Here is an 18,457-nt window from a genome sequence, read left to right as displayed (position 1 = left end):
GCGAATGGCTGTGCAAGGCGAGGTCGTCGACAGGACCGCAGCGATGATTGCCGGGCCGATTGCGGCGGCCGACTGGCTTGTCATAGCCCCGGTGTTGCTGCCGATCGTTGCGGGTGCTGTGCTGCTGATGATCCGGCACAACGTTCGCTGGCATGCGTTGCTGGCGCTTGTTGTACTGGCGGCCATGGCTGGCACGAATGGCCTGTTGCTGCGGATGGTGCTGGACAAGGGCCCGGTCTCGATGACCATGGGCAGTTGGCTGCCGCCGTTCGGCATCTCCTTCACCGTCGATGCGCTGGGCGCCGCTTTCTCGCTGACGGCATCCATAGTGGCGCTCGTCTGCTGCGCCTATTCGGTGCGCGACGTCGATGCGACCGGCCGACGCTACGGCTTTTATCCATTCCTGATGTTGATGATGGCAGGCGTCAGCGGCGCCTTCCTGACCGGCGACATGTTCAACCTCTATGTCTGGTTCGAAGTGTTCCTGATCTCGTCCTTCGGCTTGCTCATCCTGGGATCGGAAAAGGCGCAGATTGACGGCGCCACCAAGTATGCAATCCTCAACCTGGTCGGCACGACGCTGTTCCTGATCGCCACCGGCTATCTCTACGGAACCTTCGGCACGCTGAACATGGCGGACCTTGCCACCAAGGCAGGGCAGATCGGCGAGGCCGCCCCGCTGATGACGCTGGCCACGCTCTATCTGCTCGCCTTCAGCATGAAGGCGGCGGCCTTTCCGCTCAATTTTTGGCTACCGGCCTCGTACCACACGCCGCCTGTCATCACCGGCGCGCTGTTTGGCGGCCTTTTGACCAAGGTTGGCATCTACGCGCTGCTGCGTACGCTGGTGATGATCTTCGCCGCCGAGCGGCTGGTACTGGCTGGCGTCATTGGCTGGGTGGCGGTTGCAACGATGCTGATCGGCGCGCTTGGCGCCTTGGCACAATCCGACATCCGCAGGATCGCCGGGTTCCTCGTCATTTCGGGCGTCGGCATCATGCTTGCCGGCATCGCGCTCGGCAGCAGCGGTGGGCTGTCAGGGGCAATATTCTACGCGCTGCATTCGATGCTTGCATTGTCCGCGCTCTACTTGCTCGGCGGTCTGATGCGCCAGCGTGGCGGAAGCTTTTCACTGCACAGGCTGTCTGGGCTTTATGGCGCAAGCCCAATTCTTGCCGGCCTGGCCTTCATCGTCTCGCTGGCAGTGGCCGGCCTGCCGCCCGGCTCGGGGCTTTGGCCCAAGGTGATGCTGGTGCGGGCTGCGCTCGATGTCGGCGCATGGCAGATCGCGGCAGCCATCCTGCTGAGTGGCTTCCTGGCGACCATCGCGCTCGGCCGTGTGTTCATCCTGGCTTTCTGGCGCGTCGAGGTATCAGGTGACCAGACGACGACCGCAGGCGCGCTGTCGGCGCTGGGTTGTACAGCCCTTGTGGTTCTTGTCTTGGCGATGCTTGCGATGGGGATTGCACCAGAGCCATTCATTCGAATCGCGACGACCGCCGCCAGCGGGTTGCTCGACGCATCGGCCTATGTACATGCAGTCTTTCCGGCGGGAATTGGATCATGATCCCGTTTCGCAACGAACTGATACTGGCCCTGGTCTGGGTCGCCATCTCGGGAAGCTACTCGGTCCCCAATCTGGCCTTTGGATTTGCGATCGGCTGGGTCGTCTTGTTCCTGGTGCGCGAGCAGCTTCAAGCCACCAAGGCTGTCATTCGCCCCGTAGCGTTGCTTTTGCTCATAGCATTGTTCATCAAGGAACTTGTTCTCTCAGCCTTCAAGGTCGCGAAGCTGGTGCTATCGCCACGCATGGACATCAAGCCGGGTATCTTTGCCTATCCTTTGAAGGTTGATCGGGATTTCGAGATCACATTGCTCGCCAATCTGATCACTCTGACGCCTGGTACATTGTCGGTCGACGTCTCCGATGACCGTCGCACCCTGTTCGTCCACGGAATGGATTGCTCAGATATTGAACAGGCGCGCCGCGACATCAGCCAAGGGTTCGAGCGCAGAATACTGGAGGCATTCAGATGATGTCTGGAACTGCTTTCCTCAACATCTGCACGATCTTCGCGCTCGGTGTGCTCACCATCTCGTTTCTGCTGGTGGTGGTGCGCGTACTGAAGGGGCCGTCATTGCCGGACCGGATACTGGCGCTCGACATGCTTGTTGCCGTTGCTATCGGCTTTATTGCCGTGCTCGGGGTGCGTTCCGGCTTCACATTATATGTCGATGTCGCCATTGCGCTCGGTCTTGTTGGCTTCCTGGCTACCGTTGCATTTGCACGTTTTGTGATGAGCGGCGGTGTCGATGGCAACAAAGAAGAGGCCGAGAAGGAGAGGCCATGATCGACGGTATCGGCGACTATCTGGCCGGAGTTCTCATTGTGATCGGCGCGTTGTTTGCACTGACCGCGTCTATTGGGTTGTTGCGCCTTCCTGACGTCTATACGCGCATGCACGCTGCCTCGAAGGCTGGCACTTTGGGATCTTGTCTGATGTTGATTGCGCTTGCTGTGCATATCGGCGAATTCGCCACAACATTACGCGCGCTGGCGGGAGTCGTCTTCTTTCTGTTGACCGCGCCAATCTCTGCTCATTTGCTTGCCAAAGCGGCTTATTCGGCGGGTTATCGCATGTGGCAAGGCTCTGTGAGCGACGATTTGGCTGAAACGGCGACAGCATCAAAGAAGAACGGCCCGTTTGCTGCTGATCGTTGACAATGACCCCATGGGACAACTTTCAGCGTTGTCCAACTTGATCTCACTCGATAACGATAGCGTATCAAAAAGGTTCATTTGTTAGAGGTGTGTTGAAATCATTGTTATTGTAGTTCACAAAGAATAGTGAATTGACTTGTTCTGTCGACAGGCTCATTAAAGTGATGGAGTGCGAGTCGCAAAGGCAATTTGCGATACAAGAACGCACCGCATCCCGGTCGCAACATCGGGCAAAAAAACATCCAGTCACATTGGGGCCTAAGCATATGGATACTTCCGAAACGCCTGCAACCAACAACGACACGCTGATCGAGTTGACCGCCGATGTGGTGGCCGCCTATGTCAGCAACAATCCAGTTCCGGTGGGAGAACTTCCGGGCCTGATCGCAGATGTCCACGCAGCCCTAGGCCGCGTTGGCAACGTTGCCGAGACGCCGCCTGCCGACAAGCAGAAGCCGGCAGTCAATCCCAAGCGCTCGGTGCATGACGACTACATCATCTGCCTTGAAGATGGTAAGAAGTTCAAATCTCTGAAGCGTCACTTGATGACGCACTACAACATGACGCCGGACCAGTATCGCGAGAAGTGGGGCCTGGACGCCAGCTATCCGATGGTGGCGCCCAACTACGCGGCTGCGCGCTCGCAGCTCGCCAAGAAGATGGGCCTGGGCCGCAAGCGCAAGGCCAAGTAACGCCCGTCGATAGATATTCAGCGAGCGGCGCCTTCGGGCGCCGCATTGCGTTTTGGCCTGATACGGCGCGGCCGCAGCGACAGCCTTCCCGGCTGGCCGGGAAACACGCCCTTCAGCCGGTCGCGCACCTGCTTGAGCGCGATGTGGCGATTGAGGTCGTAGCTCCAGTGGCGATTGACGCCTCTGAGCCGCTCTCGTTCAATTGCCCGCTCGAGGCGCTTCAGCAGGGCCAATGTCGGTGCCGGCCCTCCCGACAATGCACTCGAAAGCTCGATCCCGCAGCAGAGCTGCAACGCTGCTCTTTGCCTGGCATCGGTGAACTCGGTCAGCTTTTCTCTTCTGAACGCTGCAATTTCCCCTGAAAAATCCCGCATCGCGATCCTGCCTGCTGTGTCTCTGATCGGGCAATGATGCGGGCGGTTTTCAGGGTGGGGAAAAACCGCACCGAGATTTCCGTGCGGAAAAATAAAAGATCAAATGATTTCAGTGTGTTGAAATTACTGTCGTTGCCGGAGCGTTCATTTTTTGTTCACACCCAGCGGCGCCATGGGTATAAGAACTTATTCCTATTTTTGAAAAGGAACGAGTTTGGTGGGATCCACGTCGGCAATACTGGTGAAACGGCAAAACGAGGCGCGCGAAGCTGCTGCCAAGGATGAACGTTCGTCATTTGAGCTGCTTGCCGAAATGCGGCGCGACGAGGTTGTGGAGCGCTGCGACGCGATGATCGATTTGATGGCGGCACTGTTTGGCGTGCCAAGCAAGGAGCTTCGCCGGCTTGGCCGAACCAGCAACGACATCAGCCGCCTCAGGCAGATTGCCATGTATGTTGCCCATGTCGTTCTTCGCTTTTCCATGAGCGACGTCGGCCGCGGTTTCGGGCGCGACCGCACGACGGTGCTTTATGCCTGCCATACGGTGGAGGACCTGCGCGATGACGCCGACTTCGACCGGATCGTCGCCCTTGCCGAGCGCGTGGCGATTGCGGCGTTTCGCGACAGGCTGGAGCGTTGAGATGAGCAACGATGTGGTCGACGAAAAGCTACGCAAGCGCGTGTTCAGGCTGTTGGCAAAGGGGCCCGCCCAATGCGAACCGGCTGCCGACGGTGGCAAGATCTTGCTCGAAAACGACAAGGGCGAGCGGATTGGCGTCGATGCGGCTTCTCTAGCGGCTCTTGCCCGCGAAGGTCTGGTCAGCCGCGATTTGCGGACTGTGCGGCTGTCACCGGAAGGGCAGGCGGCCGCGCGGCGTGAGGCGAGCACGACCGAAGCATTCCAGCGGCAGCACCGCGAACTGGACACTGTCATCATCGACACTGCGTCAGGGCAGCATGCCGCGCTGATCAATCTGGCGGAATCGCCGCTCAGCCAACTCGTGCGACGCAAGACCAAGGCAGGTGACCCGTTTCTGAGCCATGATGAGTTCGTCGCCGGTGAACGGCTACGCTCCGACTACACGCGTGGCCAGATCATGCCACGCATGGGCGCAAACTGGGTGGCGAGCGTGTCGTCGGGAAAGCGTGGCGCCGGCGGCGGGCTGGTCGACCTGACCGATGCTGCGATCGCCGCACGGCAACGCGTGGACATGGCGATCGATGCGGTCGGGCCGGAGCTGTCGGGCGTGCTGATCGACGTCTGCTGTTTCCTCAAGGGGCTGGAACTGGTCGAGGCCGAGCGCGGCTGGCCGGTCCGGTCGGCGAAGGTCATGCTCAAGTCGGCACTTGGCGTGCTGGCACGCCACTACAATCCTGGCGTTGGCGTTCGCCGTGACCGCAAGGTGCTGCATTGGGGGGCTGAGGACTATCGTCCCAGATTGGGCTGACCTGAAGTTAGGCGATCTGGTGGAGCGCCGCCTCGGCGTCGCGCTTGATGCGCTTGACCATCGAACGCAGGCCGTTTGCGCGTTGCGGCGACAGATGCTCGTTGAGGCCAAGCTCCTTCAGGGTAGCTTCGGCGTCGATCGCCATGATCTCGCTGGCACGATGGCCTGAGAACAGCGCAAGCATGATGGCAACGAGCCCGCGCACGATATGGGCGTCGGAATAGCCCTCGAATCGGATGGCCGGGTCGGCGCCTTCGCCAAGATGGGTCACCAGCCAGACCTGGCTGACGCAGCCTTGCACCTTGTTGGTGTCACTCTGGGCACTTTCAGGAAAGGTTGGAAGCGCTTCACCGAGCTCGATGACATAGCGATAGCGGTCCTCCCATTCTTCGAGGAATGAGAAGTCGTCGCGGATTGTGTCTATCGAGGCCGTCATGATGCCTTCGATATAGTCGCAGCGCTGCTGCCCGTCACGAAAAAAGAAAGGCACCGCAGGCGCCAGAGGCGGGCGACCTGCGGTGGGGCCTGGCGCATTGGGCTTGGAGCCGTCGTGGCTGACCCGATGCGCTGAACCAAAAGGGGGGGCGACCTGTCGCGCCTAGGCGCGGACTTCAGGATTGCCCGGTATCGGGAATCAGCTGGCCGGAGCCACGGGCCTTGGGGTCGGCACTGCCGCAGTTGAGGGCACGGTCGGCACGGCTGCAGCTTCGGGTACGGTCGGCACGACGGCAGCCTCCGGCACGCTGCCGGTCTGCGTCGCCGTATCGGGCTCGCCGAACTGCTGGTCTAGCGCCTGATAGGCGATGCGGGCGCTTTCGCGAGCCCTGACACCGATGGTCTGCATCGCGGCCTTGCCTGTTTCGCAAACGTCCGGCTTGCGCTCGCAGATGCCTGCGAGGTCGCCAACGGCTTCGCGTGCGGCAAAAATGGCCTGCAACGGGCTCACGCTGTTCTCGCCATTGGGGCCGGTGCCGAGCGGCAGAAGGAGAAGGACGAGCGAGAACCAGAATGCGATCCTGACGAGAAAGCCCATGGTGTGCCTCTTGTGGTCTGGCGGGCCGTCTTTGCGGCCTCACCTCGTGTTGAGCCGACAATGACATGAAGGAACAAAGGAGCGATTGCTGCAAATGGTGGCATTTTGCGAAGGCTTTTCACCAAAGTTTAACGGACTGGCCCGGCCTGTAGGCTTGTTCGTATAAGCAATGTCTCATGAGACTCGTAAGCAATTGATTTAAATTGCAAAACTGCAGGAAACGGGCTTCAGGCAGATTCGGAAGCGCCAAGTCCGCAAATAACCCCCTGTTTACCATGGCGATAACTGTTCTCGATTGTCGGCGCCGTGATCCCGATATTCGCCGTGTAGACGGGTTTGGGTCGACCAGCTTTATCCCTTCATTAAAGGCTCGATGCGAGTTTGGGACAACTACAGAAGAGCCGCAAAGCGGGCCACGGAAGAGTGCGTAGCATTGAGTTTTGTCATGACCAGATACGGTGAGTTTTCCGGCGCGATGGCCGGCGGCTGCGACCGGCTGGTCCATCCGTCGGCCGATGGCACCGAGCGCGCGCGCCAGAGGCGCCTGGTCGGCTTGCTACTGGCGGCGCCCTTTCTGGTTGCTGGCGCGGGTGTGTTCCTGGTGTCGGCCAATCTCGGCGCGGCCTCGACCTTTGCCGTCATTTTCGCTGCCTTCAGTCTGAGCTGGCTCGCCGCTTTGCTGATTGCTGCCACCGGTAAGACCGGACAGATCGGCGCGACGTCACTTGTCGTGACAACGGCGGCGATCGCTGCGATCGTTGCCGCCGCGGGCGGACTGACGTCGCCGGCGACATTGCTGGTCGCGGCACTTCCACTGGAGGCGCTGTGGGTCTGGCGGACACGCAAGGCGGTTAAGCTTGGAGCAATCGCGGCCGTCGTCGCTTTGCTGTCGCAAGGTCTTCTCGGATCTATGCCTTTTGTCGAAGGTGCAGCGGTATCGGCATGGCATTGGCTTCTGCCGGTTGCCTGGCTTGCCACTTTCGCTGCACGTGCCATCGCATTCCTTGATCGCCGTGTCGAACGGCAAGAGGCGCCGGCCGACATGCTGGAAAAGGTCCTCAAGGCGGTTGTGCTGCGCGTTGCTCACAATGGCGACGTGACCGACGTGTCCGATCAGGCCCGCACCATGCTGCGGCTGCAGCCGGAACTCCTGCTGGGGACAGCTCTTTTCGACCGCATCCACGTTGCGGATCGTGTTGGTTATCTCTGCGCACTCGCAGATATGCGCGACGGTGCTCAACTGCGCGAGGTTGAACTGCGCTTGCGCCTGCCCAAGCAGAATGAAAGCGATGCCGGCGACAACTTCCGACCATTTGTACTCGAGCTGATGAAGGCGGAAGGTCAGGCGCTCGTTGCGGTCGTCCGCGCCAACGATACGGTCGCCGATCTGCGTGACCAATTGGCCACGGCAGCCGACGCGGTCAAAAGTGCCGAGCTTGCCAAGAGCAATTTCCTGGCCGCCGTCAGCCACGAGCTGCGGACGCCGTTGAATGCGATCATCGGCTTCTCCGACATGCTGATGCACGAGATGTTCGGGGGCTTCAAGGAGCCGCGCCAGAAGGAATATGTCGGCATTGTCCGCGATTCCGGCCAGCACCTGCTCGATGTGGTGAACTCGATCCTCGACGTGACCAAGATCGAGTCCGGCTGCTATGCGATCACCCCGGAGCCGTTCAAGTTCCGCGATGCGGTCGACATGTGCGCCTCGATGCTGGCGCTGCAGGTGCAGGCAAAGGCTCTTGACCTCGTGGTCGAAGTGGCGGCCGGCACGGGTGAGGTCAAGGCCGACAGGCGCGCCGTGCAGCAGATATTGATCAACCTCGTCTCCAATGCGGTGAAGTTCACACCCGATGGCGGCAGGGTCGAGATTGGCGCCAAGCGTCTGGGGTCGCGCCTGCACTTCTGGGTATCCGACACGGGAATCGGCATTGCCCAGGATGATCTCTCGCGGCTGGGCACGCCGTTCACGCAGATCCAGAACGACTATACCCGCCGCTTCGAAGGCACGGGCCTCGGGCTTTCGCTGGTCAAGGGACTGGTTGCCTTGCACGACGGCGCGATGTCGATCGAGAGCGCTCCGGGCGAAGGAACGACTGTCACCATCAGCCTGCCTATCGAGGGACCGGCCTTCCGGCCCGAGCCTGCGAAGGGCGAGCTGATGAGGCTTCCGGCCGGCAGGAACAAGGAGATGCGCAGTGGCCCGCTCCGCAAAGCAAGCTAAACGGCAGGTCATTGAGGAGCGTAGCCCGCTACAGGACGGTGTCCTGGCTCTGGGTGGGCTGATTGCACGCAATCCGGTGCTGGTTGGCGGGTCTACGGCGTTCATGGTGGCGCTGTTTTATGTCTCGGCGAATGCGCTGTGGTATCAGCCCTACGCGCACAAAGGCGCATTCTTCTCGACCCGCGAGGCGGTCGAGTTTCCCGACATGAACCAAAATGCGCCCGAGACGACGATCAAGATCGTCCGTCCGCAGGAGGCCGCAGAGGTCATCAGGCCGCAAGGCGATCCCCGGATCGAACGGGTGCAAGGCATACTGAAGGACCTTGCCTTTTACGACGGCACGGTTGACGGACTGAACGGGCCGGCAACGCGTGGTGCCATCCAGGCCTACCAGAAGAAAGTCGGCATGGCTGCGACTGGCGAAGTTGACACGCAGCTGCTTGAGCAGCTGGGCGCGGCCGACACCACTGCCGGAATAGCGCCACGACCGACGCCACGCGAACAGGCGATACCTGCGGCGGCGCCGAAGGCGACACCGGCTCCAACGCCGGCACGTGCCGAACCTGCATCCGACGCGAACATCAGCGCGCGGATCATGAAGATCCAGGCCGGGCTGAAAGCCTTCGGTAATGATGGCATCGACATCGACGGCGTTCCCGGCGCAAGGACCAGGGCGGCAATTCGCGAGTTCCAGGCCCTGTTCGGCCTGCCGGAAACAGGCGAGCCGGATCCGGGTGTCTACGTCAAGATGCGTGAGATAGGCCTGACCAACTGATAAGGGCAGCCTCGGGCCGGATTGGCCTGTGCGCATACACGCCAAGCCGCTATAGAAGCCTCGTCGAAACTGCGATCGGGCCCGGTCTTATGCGTCTAACCACTGATTTTTGGGTGTCGGCCCTGCTGCGTCGCGTCTTTGGCGAGGGCGGCTTTGGAGCGATCCTCAACCGTGGGGCCCTGGAGGCCGGCGCGGTTTTCATCCTCACCCGCGATCGTTTCGGCCGCTCGAACCTCTACGGGCCAGCACCGCAGACCAGCTATGACATGGCTCGACCGGGAGAACGCCAGTTCAGCCTGCTTGAAAGCGACGATGACGGCACCGCCATCGACAAGCGGCTCGAACGGGAACGGCGTTTTGATCCTGATATCTGGGTGGTCGAGATCGAGCCCGGCAAGACCGAGATCAAGGATCTGGTTTCGCTTACGACGCCTTGAGCTGGTCGCCTTTCGGCGCGGAAGACCTGACTCTCGGCTGCAGTCGCTCGGCATTGCTGCGGATACGCGCGCCTACCGACGCGGCCTTCCAGTCGCGAACGCGATCAAGTGCCACGTCGCGATGCAGAGCGCGGTAGCGCTCCAGGAAAAGCCTGACGGATTCCGCATGGGCGAATTGACCAGGCAGGATGGTGGCGGCGAGCAGGAACGCCTGCTCTTCGGCGAGGTCGAGAGCCTTGAGCGCATCGATAAGCGAGGAATAACCTGACTTTTCGGTGATCGAACGAGCGGCAAGAAGATCGATTTCCAGCGCGTCGGCAAGTGCGGTCTGGAAGAATGTGTCATTGCCCGTCAGCGCTGTCGCCTTGAGCCTGTCATAGGCTGGCGCGCGGGCCTCGTCCGGCACGGCCTCGCGGGGTGCGCCCGGCGTCATCATCGAGCGCAGCTTGCGGCGGACATTTTCGGCGAGCTGGCCGGGAACGGGATCATTGGACACTTCGGATGCCGCGACCGCTCCGGTCGCTCGCAATGCACCTGCCACTGGCTCGTCCTGCTTGGCGCCTTCGGGATAAACCAGGCGCGGGCGCTCAAGCACCCGGATCAGGTCTGCAATAGTCTGGTGGAGGTTTGGGCGGCGGGCGATGGCACGGGCATGCGGCAGGCCGTGGCGGCCGATCAACGCGATGAGCGTGACGTCGGACAGGATCGGCGAACGGACAAGCAGTGGCGCTGCAATGTCGACGGGTTCGTCGCAGAGTTTGCGAACCAGACCGAACGGAGCGTATTCGCTTTCGGAAAGTGCCGCGGCGACGAACCTGCGGGCTTCGACCGACACTTTGTCGAACAGCGGCAGGGTGAGGTCTTCGAGCTGGGCGATTTCGCGGCGCGAAGGCCGGGGCAGGGCGCAGAAGGCTGAGACCGCTGCCCGGAACAGCCGTTCTGGCTTTCCGGTTTCGCGTCCGATGGCAATTTGCCTGAAGTCCGATGCTGACACGAACGGGTACGCCTGACAAAAACTCGACACTGCCCTGGATCGTCCGACGCCGACGCGTCGTGACTTCCTAAGGTGAATATAAACTTAGCGAGGATTTGTTAGCGCACTGTTAACTCTCGCGTTAAGGAATCCATTTGTTACCAATCAGTTACGAGGATTTTTTATCAAACCTCAGCAGATCGGGCTCGTCGTGGTCGCAGGCATTGGCAATGCTGCTGCTTTCACGTGCCTCTAACGGCGGTCGGATATCAAGAGGGTGCCAAAGACGCAGTTGGGAAGCCAAGAGTTGAATCAAATCTTTGGCAGTAACGGACTGTTAACCTCTCTGCTGGCCTTATCGAGGCGGAGGCGTTGCGTGCTTACTCCGGTCGAACCGAGAGGGAAATCGCGAACCATGGGCAGCGTTGTGTCTTTCATGCCGCGTCGTGCGGCCATCCGCCGGTCTCCCCGGACAGCGGAAACTTCGGCATCCATCATCATCTTCCCGGGCGTGCGCTACGAGCGAACCAAAGGCTCGGCGTCGAGTGCTGGCGAATTGCGAAACGATGCGCCCCGCCGCAACGATCCGCTGCCGCGTCACTAACGGCGACAGACCGGGTTGATTGCCAATCTGGGCGTTGCACGCCTGATTTGATGTGAGCTTTACTGGATGTCGCAGTTGATGCCGCCGAGGAAGCGGGCGACGGTCGGCTTCCAGCTGTCGTCGGGAACGAAGACGCGAACGACGACGATGCCTTCATCGATGGGCGTTTCAACGAAAATCGATTTCTCGAATTCGGCCGGCAGTTCCTTGCGCAGGTCGATCATCTGCGCCGGCGTGAGCACGACGAAATCAAGGTTGCCGTCGGTCGCGGTGCGGTCGTTGAAGCTGTAGATGTTCTGCCCGCTACGGTCATAGACCGAGGCCGACCAGTAGGGAACCTTGCCGGCATTGTCGATGCGCACGACGCCCTCGTTGAGATCGAAGCGGCAGGCGGCTTCATAGAAGGAAGGATCGAGTGCCTTCACCACCGGAGCGCCGCCGATCTCCTGGTCGAGGCGGACAACCTTGTTGGGACCGGCGACCATGGCCAGACGCGACCAGGCATCGCGCTCGGAGAAACTGGGTACCAGAAGCAGGATGACGATGTGGGCGATGCCTGCGCCGATCAGGCCGATCGCCAGGGCATGAAAAAGCCTACGCATTGCACTGGACCCTGACGATGCGCGGCATTTCGATGCCGGACAGGCCGGTGCTGCTGGCAATGGGCGTGTCGTAGAAGGTCAACACCAGGTTCATCGCGCCAACGCCGCCGACGGCGAGCCAGTTGCCGGGTTCTGGCCGTGTGCCCACCGACACGCTGATCGAGTTGTCGGGCTGGCGCAGCACCTCAAGCGAATGCAGCGTCGCATCGCGGCGGATGCCAGACTTGAGCGCTATGTGTCCCCTGTCGGTCGCATAAAGCGTCCAGAACCTGGCAACCGGCAGCGAACCCTCGATGCGGTAGCTGCACTCGCTTTTCAAGGTGACGCCAGTGGAGTCGCGATCGGCGACAAAGCTGAGGCCCTCGGCGCGGCCGAGCGCCAGGACGCCGTCGCGCGCGACACGCGCCTTCGAGTAGGGATCGGCTTCCGGGGTGCCGATATCGGGAAAGGCGGTCCATGGGCCGACTGACACGGCACCAATGCCCTCCTGCGAATTCAGCACCATGCCGACGCTGGCAGCACCGCCGCCGACAGCGACAGCGAGGGCGAGAACGATCAGGATCGATTGTTTCAGCATGAGCCGCCGTAGAATGGAGTTGGCGGAGGAATATCCTGCCCTTTGACAGGAAGGCAAGCCGGCAGAGGCTGCAACCGGTGGGTGAATACGTGCTGGCCTGATTTTTGCGATATCACAGCGCAGACAGCGTCTCGGGTTCCGGCGGTGCTGCGATCGCAGGCGCCTTGTGGAAGACGTCGGCGATTTCGCGCAGTGCACGCGTGGTCGTGCTGGAAAGGACCGGCGGACGATCGGATGTGTCCACCGCCTGCTGCGGCCCGTTCTTGGCTGCTTCCTCGGCCTTGGCGATGGCGGCCGGATCGACGTAGGGATCCCTGATGCCGGGGATCGGCTTCAGGTCGATGTTTTGGTGCGCGTAGGCCATGAAGCGTTGCCACACCATGGCCGGAAGCGAGCCGCCAGTCATGTTGTTGGTAGTCGAGAAGTCGTCGTTACCGAGCCATACAGCGGCAGTGTAGTTGCCCGTATAACCGATGTACCACGCGTCGCGGTAGGACTGCGTGGTTCCTGTCTTGCCAGCAGAGCGGATGCTGGGAAGAGCGGCCTTGCGCGCCGTTCCGACCTCGGGGATCTGCACCATGATCGAGTTCATCGAAGCGACAGCCTGCTCGGACAGCACGCGGTGCGGCGGCGGTGCATCCTTGCTGTAGTCGTAGATGAGCTGGCCGGAATGGGTGACGAGCTGGGTGATGCCGTGGCGGGTGCCAACGATGCCGTCCTGCGCCAGCACGCTGTAGCCGGTCGCCTGATCCATGACCGTCAGGCCTGAAGTGCCGAGCACCATCGTCTTGTGCGAGCTGACGGGAGATTCGACGCCCATCGCTTCGGCCATCGCCTTGATCGGCGGGATCGACAGGTGGTCCTTGGCAAGGCGCACGGGTACGGTGTTGATCGACTTGATCAGCGCCGTCGAAAGCGTCATTCGGCCCGAATAGCCGCGGGTATAGTTCTTTGGCGACCAGGCACCCCAACTGATCGGCCCATCCGAGATGACCGATTCAGGCTTGAAGCCGTTTTCCATAGCCGTTGCATAGACATACGGCTTGAACGACGAGCCGGTCTGGCGCTGGGCTCTCGTGGCGCGGTTGAATTGGCTGGCACCATAGTCGCGGCCGCCGACAATGGCGCGAACCGCTCCATTCGTCTCGATGACGACCACCGCGCCTTCGGTGACGTGATATTCCTTTCCGAACTGGCGCAGGTGGAATTCGACCGACTCTTCAGCGGCCTTCTGGATGTTCATGTCGATTGTGGTGCGGGCGACAAGCGAGTGGATGCCGGACTTCGCCGCGATCTTCTTGACCTCGTCAAAGGCCCAGTCGAGGAAGTAGTCGGGGCTCTTGCGGTCGCCGCGGTCAACGATGTCGGCGGGATGCAGCCGCGCCGACAGCACCTGACCTTCGGTCATGAAACCCGCCTGCACAAGATTGCTGAGCACGATGTTGGCGCGGGCGCGCGCGGCGGGAAGGTTGATGTGGGGCGCATATTTGGTCGGAGCCTTGAACAGGCCGGCGAGCATCGCCGCTTCGGCTAGGTTGAGGTCCTTGACCTGCTTGCCGAAGTAGAAGTCGGCTGCCGCGGCGATGCCGAACGTGCCACCGCCCATGTAGGCGCGGTCGAGGTAGAGCTGCAGGATCTCTTTCTTCGACAGGTTCGATTCGAGCCAGATGGACAGGAACGCTTCCTTGACCTTGCGCTCGACCGTGCGTTCGTTGGTGAGAAACAGGTTCTTGGCCAGCTGCTGGGTGAGGCTCGAACCGCCCTGGACAACGGAGTTGGCGCGGACGTTTTCCGACATGGCGCGTATCAGGCCAAGAAAATCGATGCCGTAGTGTTCGAAGAAGCGCCGGTCTTCGGTCGCCAGCACGGCCTTGATGACGTGGTCCGGCATCTCGTCCACCGGAACCGAGTCGCGCTGGATGATGCCGCGCTGGCCGATCTCGTTGCCGTAGCGGTCAAGGAAGGTGACGGCGAAGTCGTCCTGGTTGCGCCAGTTGCCGGTGGTTTCCTGGAATGCCGGCATGGCGAGCGCCAGCATCACCACCGAGCCGCCGGCAGCCATGGTGAAGGATTCGCTCAGGACCTCGATGACGCCGCGACGCCAGCCTTTGACGCGGAAGCGGCGGAAGAAGATTGTCGCGCTTTCCCAGAACTGCTGCGCCCTGAAGCGGAGTTCATACAAAGAGGAGTCGAGCCAGGCATCAAGCGCCAGCAGGCCGGCCGCGATGCGGCCTCTCTTCTTGCGTGGTGCGATGGGATTTTCCATTCGAGACGAGCCCGGCGCGTGACTGCAGCTTATACCAAAACACTTTTGCAGGCGAATTCAGGGCACGCGTCCCTCGGCCCATGTCCGACTTGTCACCGATTTTTGTTGCCGCGACAAGAGCAAGTTGGACACACCGTTGGATTAGAAAAAAGACGCTGACATAGGAATATATTCTTGACGGCGTGACGGTGCTTTGATAGTATCTGGCTATCGTCGAAGAAGTGTAGCCAACGGCGCGGCACTGACAGGCAAATCCCTGAAATCATGAATATGGAGGTTTCGTTGGTCGCGAAAGCGAACGAGCGAAGGCAGGCAGTGCGCGCGCTTTTTGAAGGCGGCGCTGTCGATGTCGGGCTTTTGTCGGTGGCGAGCGGCTATGCCGTGGCTTCGATTGAAAGACGCATCCTGCGGGAAGGGTGGGTTTCTTCGGTAGGCGAGGACATCGACGACCGGTTGGCACGGCTGGCAGATTCCCTGGTCGGGCAGGTCGAAACGCTGCGCCTCGAAAACGAAGGCGGTTTCGACAAGGGCCAGGTCGACATGGTCGGCTCGATCGTCAGGACGGTCGAAAAGATCAGCGAACTGATGCGAGGGGGCGACCGCGCGAAAGTGAGCCAGACGAACCGAGATGCAGAAATGGCAGACGTGCTTGCAAGGATCGACCGACGCATCATCGAGCTTGCTCAAGACTATGCTCGGGTGCTGGGCGCAGGAGAAGCTGACAGAGCGTGAACGGCGCCTTGTCGCGCTGGAGTGGTTTCAATTCGCGCGCATCGCGCAATACCCGCTTGGACAGAAGCCAGCGACGTGGCTCGTGGTCGGCGGACGTGGCGCTGGCAAGACCAGGCTCGGGGCTGAATGGGTCAACAGCATGGTGCGCGGGTTTTCTCCCTTCGCGACCAGGCGACATTCACCCATAGCCCTGGTCGGCGAGACTTTGGCCGATGTCCGCGAGGTGATGATCGAGGGACCGTCCGGAATCGCTACGATTTCGCGCCACGACCGGCCACGTTTCGAACCCAGTCGCAAGAGGCTGGTCTGGGACAGCGGCGCCGTGGCGCAGATTTTTTCCTCCGAAGATCCAGACAGCCTGCGCGGGCCGCAGTTTCAGCCGGCTTGGTGCGATGAGCTTGGCTGCCCGGCCGTCGACAAGGGGCCGAACCAGCCCAACATGTTTCCGGATGCCAAATCGACCGAGGATGCGACACCTTGTTTCTCGAACGGGGGGCGGTCGGACATTGCCCCGCGGCGTCTGCTGGAGGCGCATGCCTTGCACTGGGATCCTGCCGCCGCCGGCTTCCAGGAGACGGGCAATCCGATCTCGCCGATCTATGGCGGGCGTATGGTGGACGTCGCGCGCAGCTATGTCTGGGCATGGGACGCACGGCCTTATCCTGCCTTTCCGCTGCAGTCGAAAGTCTGGTCGGATAGCGCAGGCTGGCATAGAGGCCATTGGCTGAACGGTCGTCTCAATGCACCGTCCCTGTCTGATCTCATCAATGAGATACTTGCGGATCACGGTTTGCCGGCAGCGGATGTGGCAGGCGTCGAAGACACCGTGAGCGGCTACGTAATCGCCGACCCCAGCTCGGCGCGGGCCGCACTCGAACCGCTGATCGACCTGTTTGGCCTCTCTGCATGCCAGGTGCCGGGTGGGCTCGTTTTCCAGCAGGCGGCGGCATCGCAAGAGGCGGCTGTCGAACTGATCGAGCTGGCATTCGACGGCGAAAGCGCCGTCGTCGAAACCGTTCGCACGCCCGATCATGACTTGCCGGCAGAGGCGCTGGTCAGCTTTGGCGATCCTGCCAATGACTATCAGTCAGCGTCGGCCAGGAGCACGCGAGTTGCTGCCAGCAACAGCCGACAGCATACGATTTCGTTTCCGGGCATGCTGGAGCCGGGGCAGGCAAGCGCGCTCGCCGAAGACTGGATCAGGCGAACCTGGCAGGAGCGGGAGCAACTGAGCTTTGCCCTCGCCGAGCCGCGGGCTGACATCGTGCCGGGCAGTTTGGTCAAGGTACCGGCCTCGGGCAGCAGTGCCGAATTCCTGGTCACCGGAATTGAACAAGGCCTGGTGCGCAAAGTCACCGCGAGGCAGATCGCGCGGGCCGCGCCAGCGCCCTGGCGTTCTTCAAATCCCGGTGTAGAGCCGTCGACATCGATTGTCGTTGGCCAGCCACATGCGGTGTTCCTCGATCTGCCGATGATGGGAGCAGGTTCATCTCAGGACCAGTTCCGCATTGCGGTCAGACATGTGCCCTGGCGAAGCCAGGCGCTGTTTGCTTCACCTGAGGATACCGGATTCATGCTGCGAGGGTCTGTCGGCCGCCGCGCGGACATGGGCAGGCTGACCGCTGCGCTCCTACCCGGCGTACAAGGCAGGCTCGACCAGACAACTGCCTTGATTGCCGAGCTCTATGAGGGTGATCTGGCAAACGTCAGCCGCTTGCAGCTTCTCAATGGCGCCAATTATGTCGCTGTTCGTTCTGCAGCCGGCGCGTGGGAGGTACTGCAGTTCGAGGTGGCGGAGGAAACGGCACCTGGCGTTTGGCGTCTGCGCAATTTGCTGCGCGGCCAATTTGGAACCGGAGACGCGACTGCTGCGGGCGCCGCCATTGGTGCTGATGTGGTCGTGCTCGACTCAGCGGTCGTTCCCGCCGGATTGTTGGCTGGCGAAGCGGGGCTTGTGCTTAACTGGCGTGTCGGCCCGCTGGGCGGCGATTTCTCAAGTGCGAGCTTTTCGGCGCATCAGGAGACTGGCGGCAAACGAGCATTGACGCCGCTCGCTCCCGTGCATCTCAGGGGCAAGCGCACCGCAGGTGGCGATCTTTCGCTGTCATGGATCCGGCGTGGGCGCGTCGACGCCGACAGTTGGCAATCGAGCGACATCCCGCTTGGCGAGGAGCGCGAAGAATATCGCGTAGACGTGGCAGTCGTCGGCGGCGCCGTCGTACGGTCGACAACGGTTTCGATGCCGGCCTGGACCTATGCGGCTTCCGACATCGCAGCCGACTTCGGCACCCCGCCGGCGGAAGTCGGGATCACCGTTCGCCAGCTCAGTGTTGCCTCGGGCTGGGGGCTGCCGGCGGCGCAGCGTCTCGCACTGATTTGAGGGCAGGCAACTCTTTCGCGCAAAAAGGATCTGAACATGTTGAACCTGAAACCCTGGTATCTCTCGCGCACGATCTGGGCTTCCGTGGTGACCACGCTGCTGGGGGTGGCCGGACTTGCCGGCTTGCCTGTGGACGGCGTCGACAATTCGGCGTTGACCGATACCTTCCTGCAGGCGATCACTGCGCTTTCAGGGCTGATTGCGATCTTCGGTCGGGTATCGGCCAGGCAGCGGATCGGCAAGAATTAGCGCTTGGCATCAAGGGCGTTTGCATGAATTCATCGTTCATTCCACGTTCAGCACTGCTGTATTAGAAATCAGGGTATGAAAACGCTTCGCTCCATATTCCGGCCTGCCGTGACCGCGCTTTGCGCGGCTGGCCTGTTTGCCACTTCGGCGGCAGCGGCGCCCACGCGCTCTGCGGAAGGTGGCGAGATCCTCGTGGCTGCTGCGGATTGCTACTCGATTGGCCAACAGGTGGCCGATCAGCACGGCGGCACATTGGCGCGGGCGTCCGAATCCAATCAGGGTGGACAGTCGGTCTGCGTGATCGTGGTGCTGGTGCCTGCAAAGGATGGCGAGCGTCCGCGTCGCGTCGAGGTTGTCGTGCCGGCCAACTAA

Annotated in this window: 21 protein-coding genes; 14 read left to right on the top strand and 7 right to left on the bottom strand. The window is 61.4% G+C overall.

Features of this window, described 5'->3' with window-relative positions; translation table 11 throughout:
* Window positions 1–4 precede the first annotated feature (4 nt).
* The 5 genes from J1C56_RS06930 (at window position 5) to J1C56_RS06910 (ending at window position 3,414) form a co-directional block, all read left to right on the top strand.
* Complete coding sequence (locus J1C56_RS06930; protein ID WP_214387319.1) at window positions 5–1,567, top strand: Na+/H+ antiporter subunit D; 1,563 nt, start codon at window positions 5–7, stop codon at window positions 1,565–1,567.
* Entirely contained in the window at window positions 1,564–2,037 is a 474-nt protein-coding gene (locus tag J1C56_RS06925; protein ID WP_214387317.1) for a Na+/H+ antiporter subunit E, read from the top strand. Before J1C56_RS06930 ends, J1C56_RS06925 begins: the two co-directional genes overlap by 4 nt.
* A complete protein-coding gene (locus J1C56_RS06920) occupies window positions 2,037–2,351 on the top strand; it encodes a cation:proton antiporter (RefSeq protein WP_420797374.1) in 315 nt (104 codons plus the stop codon). The genes J1C56_RS06925 and J1C56_RS06920 overlap by 1 nt, the downstream gene beginning before the upstream one ends.
* Window positions 2,348–2,722 carry a monovalent cation/H(+) antiporter subunit G gene (gene mnhG / locus J1C56_RS06915; RefSeq protein ID WP_214387313.1) on the top strand — a complete coding sequence of 125 codons (375 nt, stop codon included), beginning with the start codon at window positions 2,348–2,350 and terminating at the stop codon, window positions 2,720–2,722. Before J1C56_RS06920 ends, mnhG begins: the two co-directional genes overlap by 4 nt.
* A gap of 266 nt (window positions 2,723–2,988) precedes the next feature.
* Window positions 2,989–3,414 carry a Ros/MucR family transcriptional regulator gene (locus tag J1C56_RS06910; protein WP_214387312.1) on the top strand — a complete coding sequence of 142 codons (426 nt, stop codon included), beginning with the start codon at window positions 2,989–2,991 and terminating at the stop codon, window positions 3,412–3,414.
* A gap of 17 nt (window positions 3,415–3,431) precedes the next feature.
* On the opposite strand, the gene J1C56_RS06905 is transcribed toward J1C56_RS06910, so the two are convergent.
* Window positions 3,432–3,788: a cytoplasmic protein gene (locus J1C56_RS06905; RefSeq protein ID WP_246591201.1), complete on the bottom strand. Its 357-nt coding sequence runs from the start codon at window positions 3,786–3,788 to the stop codon at window positions 3,432–3,434.
* A 241-nt stretch (window positions 3,789–4,029) separates the two neighbouring features.
* Here J1C56_RS06905 and J1C56_RS06900 point away from each other — a divergent pair, with 241 nt between their 5' ends.
* Together J1C56_RS06900 and J1C56_RS06895 are read left to right on the top strand one after the other, a co-directional pair.
* Window positions 4,030–4,428 carry a helix-turn-helix domain-containing protein gene (locus J1C56_RS06900; protein WP_280223803.1) on the top strand — a complete coding sequence of 133 codons (399 nt, stop codon included), beginning with the start codon at window positions 4,030–4,032 and terminating at the stop codon, window positions 4,426–4,428.
* Between the two features lies 1 nt (window position 4,429).
* Complete coding sequence (locus tag J1C56_RS06895) at window positions 4,430–5,236, top strand: DUF6456 domain-containing protein (protein ID WP_214387310.1); 807 nt, start codon at window positions 4,430–4,432, stop codon at window positions 5,234–5,236.
* A 7-nt stretch (window positions 5,237–5,243) separates the two neighbouring features.
* Here J1C56_RS06895 and J1C56_RS06890 read toward each other — a convergent pair whose 3' ends face one another.
* Window positions 5,244–5,672, bottom strand: a complete 429-nt coding sequence (locus J1C56_RS06890) for a SufE family protein (protein WP_214388285.1) — start codon at window positions 5,670–5,672, stop codon at window positions 5,244–5,246.
* Between the two features lie 198 nt (window positions 5,673–5,870).
* Window positions 5,871–6,269: a DUF5330 domain-containing protein gene (locus J1C56_RS06885; RefSeq protein ID WP_214387308.1), complete on the bottom strand. Its 399-nt coding sequence runs from the start codon at window positions 6,267–6,269 to the stop codon at window positions 5,871–5,873.
* Window positions 6,270–6,714: 445 nt separating this feature from the next.
* Here J1C56_RS06885 and J1C56_RS06880 point away from each other — a divergent pair, with 445 nt between their 5' ends.
* The 3 genes from J1C56_RS06880 to J1C56_RS06870 all read left to right on the top strand — a co-directional run bounded on the left by J1C56_RS06880 (window position 6,715) and on the right by J1C56_RS06870 (window position 9,702).
* Complete coding sequence (locus tag J1C56_RS06880; RefSeq protein ID WP_246591200.1) at window positions 6,715–8,490, top strand: sensor histidine kinase; 1,776 nt, start codon at window positions 6,715–6,717, stop codon at window positions 8,488–8,490.
* Window positions 8,465–9,265 (top strand): peptidoglycan-binding domain-containing protein, encoded by an 801-nt coding sequence (locus J1C56_RS06875; RefSeq protein WP_214387306.1) that lies wholly within the window; start codon window positions 8,465–8,467, stop codon window positions 9,263–9,265. Before J1C56_RS06880 ends, J1C56_RS06875 begins: the two co-directional genes overlap by 26 nt.
* Window positions 9,266–9,354: 89 nt before the next feature.
* The gene (locus J1C56_RS06870) at window positions 9,355–9,702 is read left to right on the top strand and encodes a DUF1491 family protein (protein WP_214387304.1); all 348 of its coding nucleotides are present in this window, start codon (window positions 9,355–9,357) and stop codon (window positions 9,700–9,702) included.
* On the opposite strand, the gene J1C56_RS06865 is transcribed toward J1C56_RS06870, so the two are convergent.
* From J1C56_RS06865 to J1C56_RS06850, 4 genes are all read right to left on the bottom strand, one after another.
* Window positions 9,689–10,696, bottom strand: a complete 1,008-nt coding sequence (locus tag J1C56_RS06865; protein WP_214387302.1) for a DUF2336 domain-containing protein — start codon at window positions 10,694–10,696, stop codon at window positions 9,689–9,691. The two genes, J1C56_RS06870 and J1C56_RS06865, sit on opposite strands and share 14 nt — an antisense overlap.
* 642 nt (window positions 10,697–11,338) lie before the next feature.
* Window positions 11,339–11,881, bottom strand: a complete 543-nt coding sequence (locus J1C56_RS06860) for a DUF1254 domain-containing protein (protein ID WP_214387300.1) — start codon at window positions 11,879–11,881, stop codon at window positions 11,339–11,341.
* Window positions 11,874–12,458, bottom strand: coding sequence for a DUF1214 domain-containing protein (locus tag J1C56_RS06855; RefSeq protein WP_214387298.1), 585 nt, complete (start codon window positions 12,456–12,458; stop codon window positions 11,874–11,876). Before J1C56_RS06855 ends, J1C56_RS06860 begins: the two co-directional genes overlap by 8 nt.
* Window positions 12,459–12,570: 112 nt before the next feature.
* On the bottom strand, window positions 12,571–14,724 hold the full coding sequence (locus J1C56_RS06850) for a transglycosylase domain-containing protein (protein WP_214387296.1): 2,154 nt from the start codon (window positions 14,722–14,724) through the stop codon (window positions 12,571–12,573).
* Window positions 14,725–14,988: 264 nt separating this feature from the next.
* On the opposite strand from J1C56_RS06850, the gene J1C56_RS06845 reads away from it, so the two are divergent.
* The 4 genes from J1C56_RS06845 to J1C56_RS06830 all read left to right on the top strand — a co-directional run bounded on the left by J1C56_RS06845 (window position 14,989) and on the right by J1C56_RS06830 (window position 18,457).
* Window positions 14,989–15,456, top strand: a complete 468-nt coding sequence (locus J1C56_RS06845; RefSeq protein WP_214387294.1) for a hypothetical protein — start codon at window positions 14,989–14,991, stop codon at window positions 15,454–15,456.
* On the top strand, window positions 15,404–17,836 hold the full coding sequence (locus J1C56_RS06840) for a phage tail protein (protein ID WP_246591199.1): 2,433 nt from the start codon (window positions 15,404–15,406) through the stop codon (window positions 17,834–17,836). The genes J1C56_RS06845 and J1C56_RS06840 overlap by 53 nt, the downstream gene beginning before the upstream one ends.
* A 36-nt stretch (window positions 17,837–17,872) precedes the next feature.
* Window positions 17,873–18,085 (top strand): hypothetical protein, encoded by a 213-nt coding sequence (locus J1C56_RS06835; protein ID WP_214387280.1) that lies wholly within the window; start codon window positions 17,873–17,875, stop codon window positions 18,083–18,085.
* Window positions 18,086–18,160: 75 nt separating this feature from the next.
* Window positions 18,161–18,457: a hypothetical protein gene (locus J1C56_RS06830; protein ID WP_214387278.1), complete on the top strand. Its 297-nt coding sequence runs from the start codon at window positions 18,161–18,163 to the stop codon at window positions 18,455–18,457.

Origin of the sequence: Aminobacter anthyllidis, from assembly GCF_018555685.1 — a bacterium.
GTDB lineage: Bacteria > Pseudomonadota > Alphaproteobacteria > Rhizobiales > Rhizobiaceae > Aminobacter > Aminobacter anthyllidis.
Note: the sequence above shows the minus strand (reverse complement) of the source record. Positions and strands in the feature narration are given on the sequence as shown.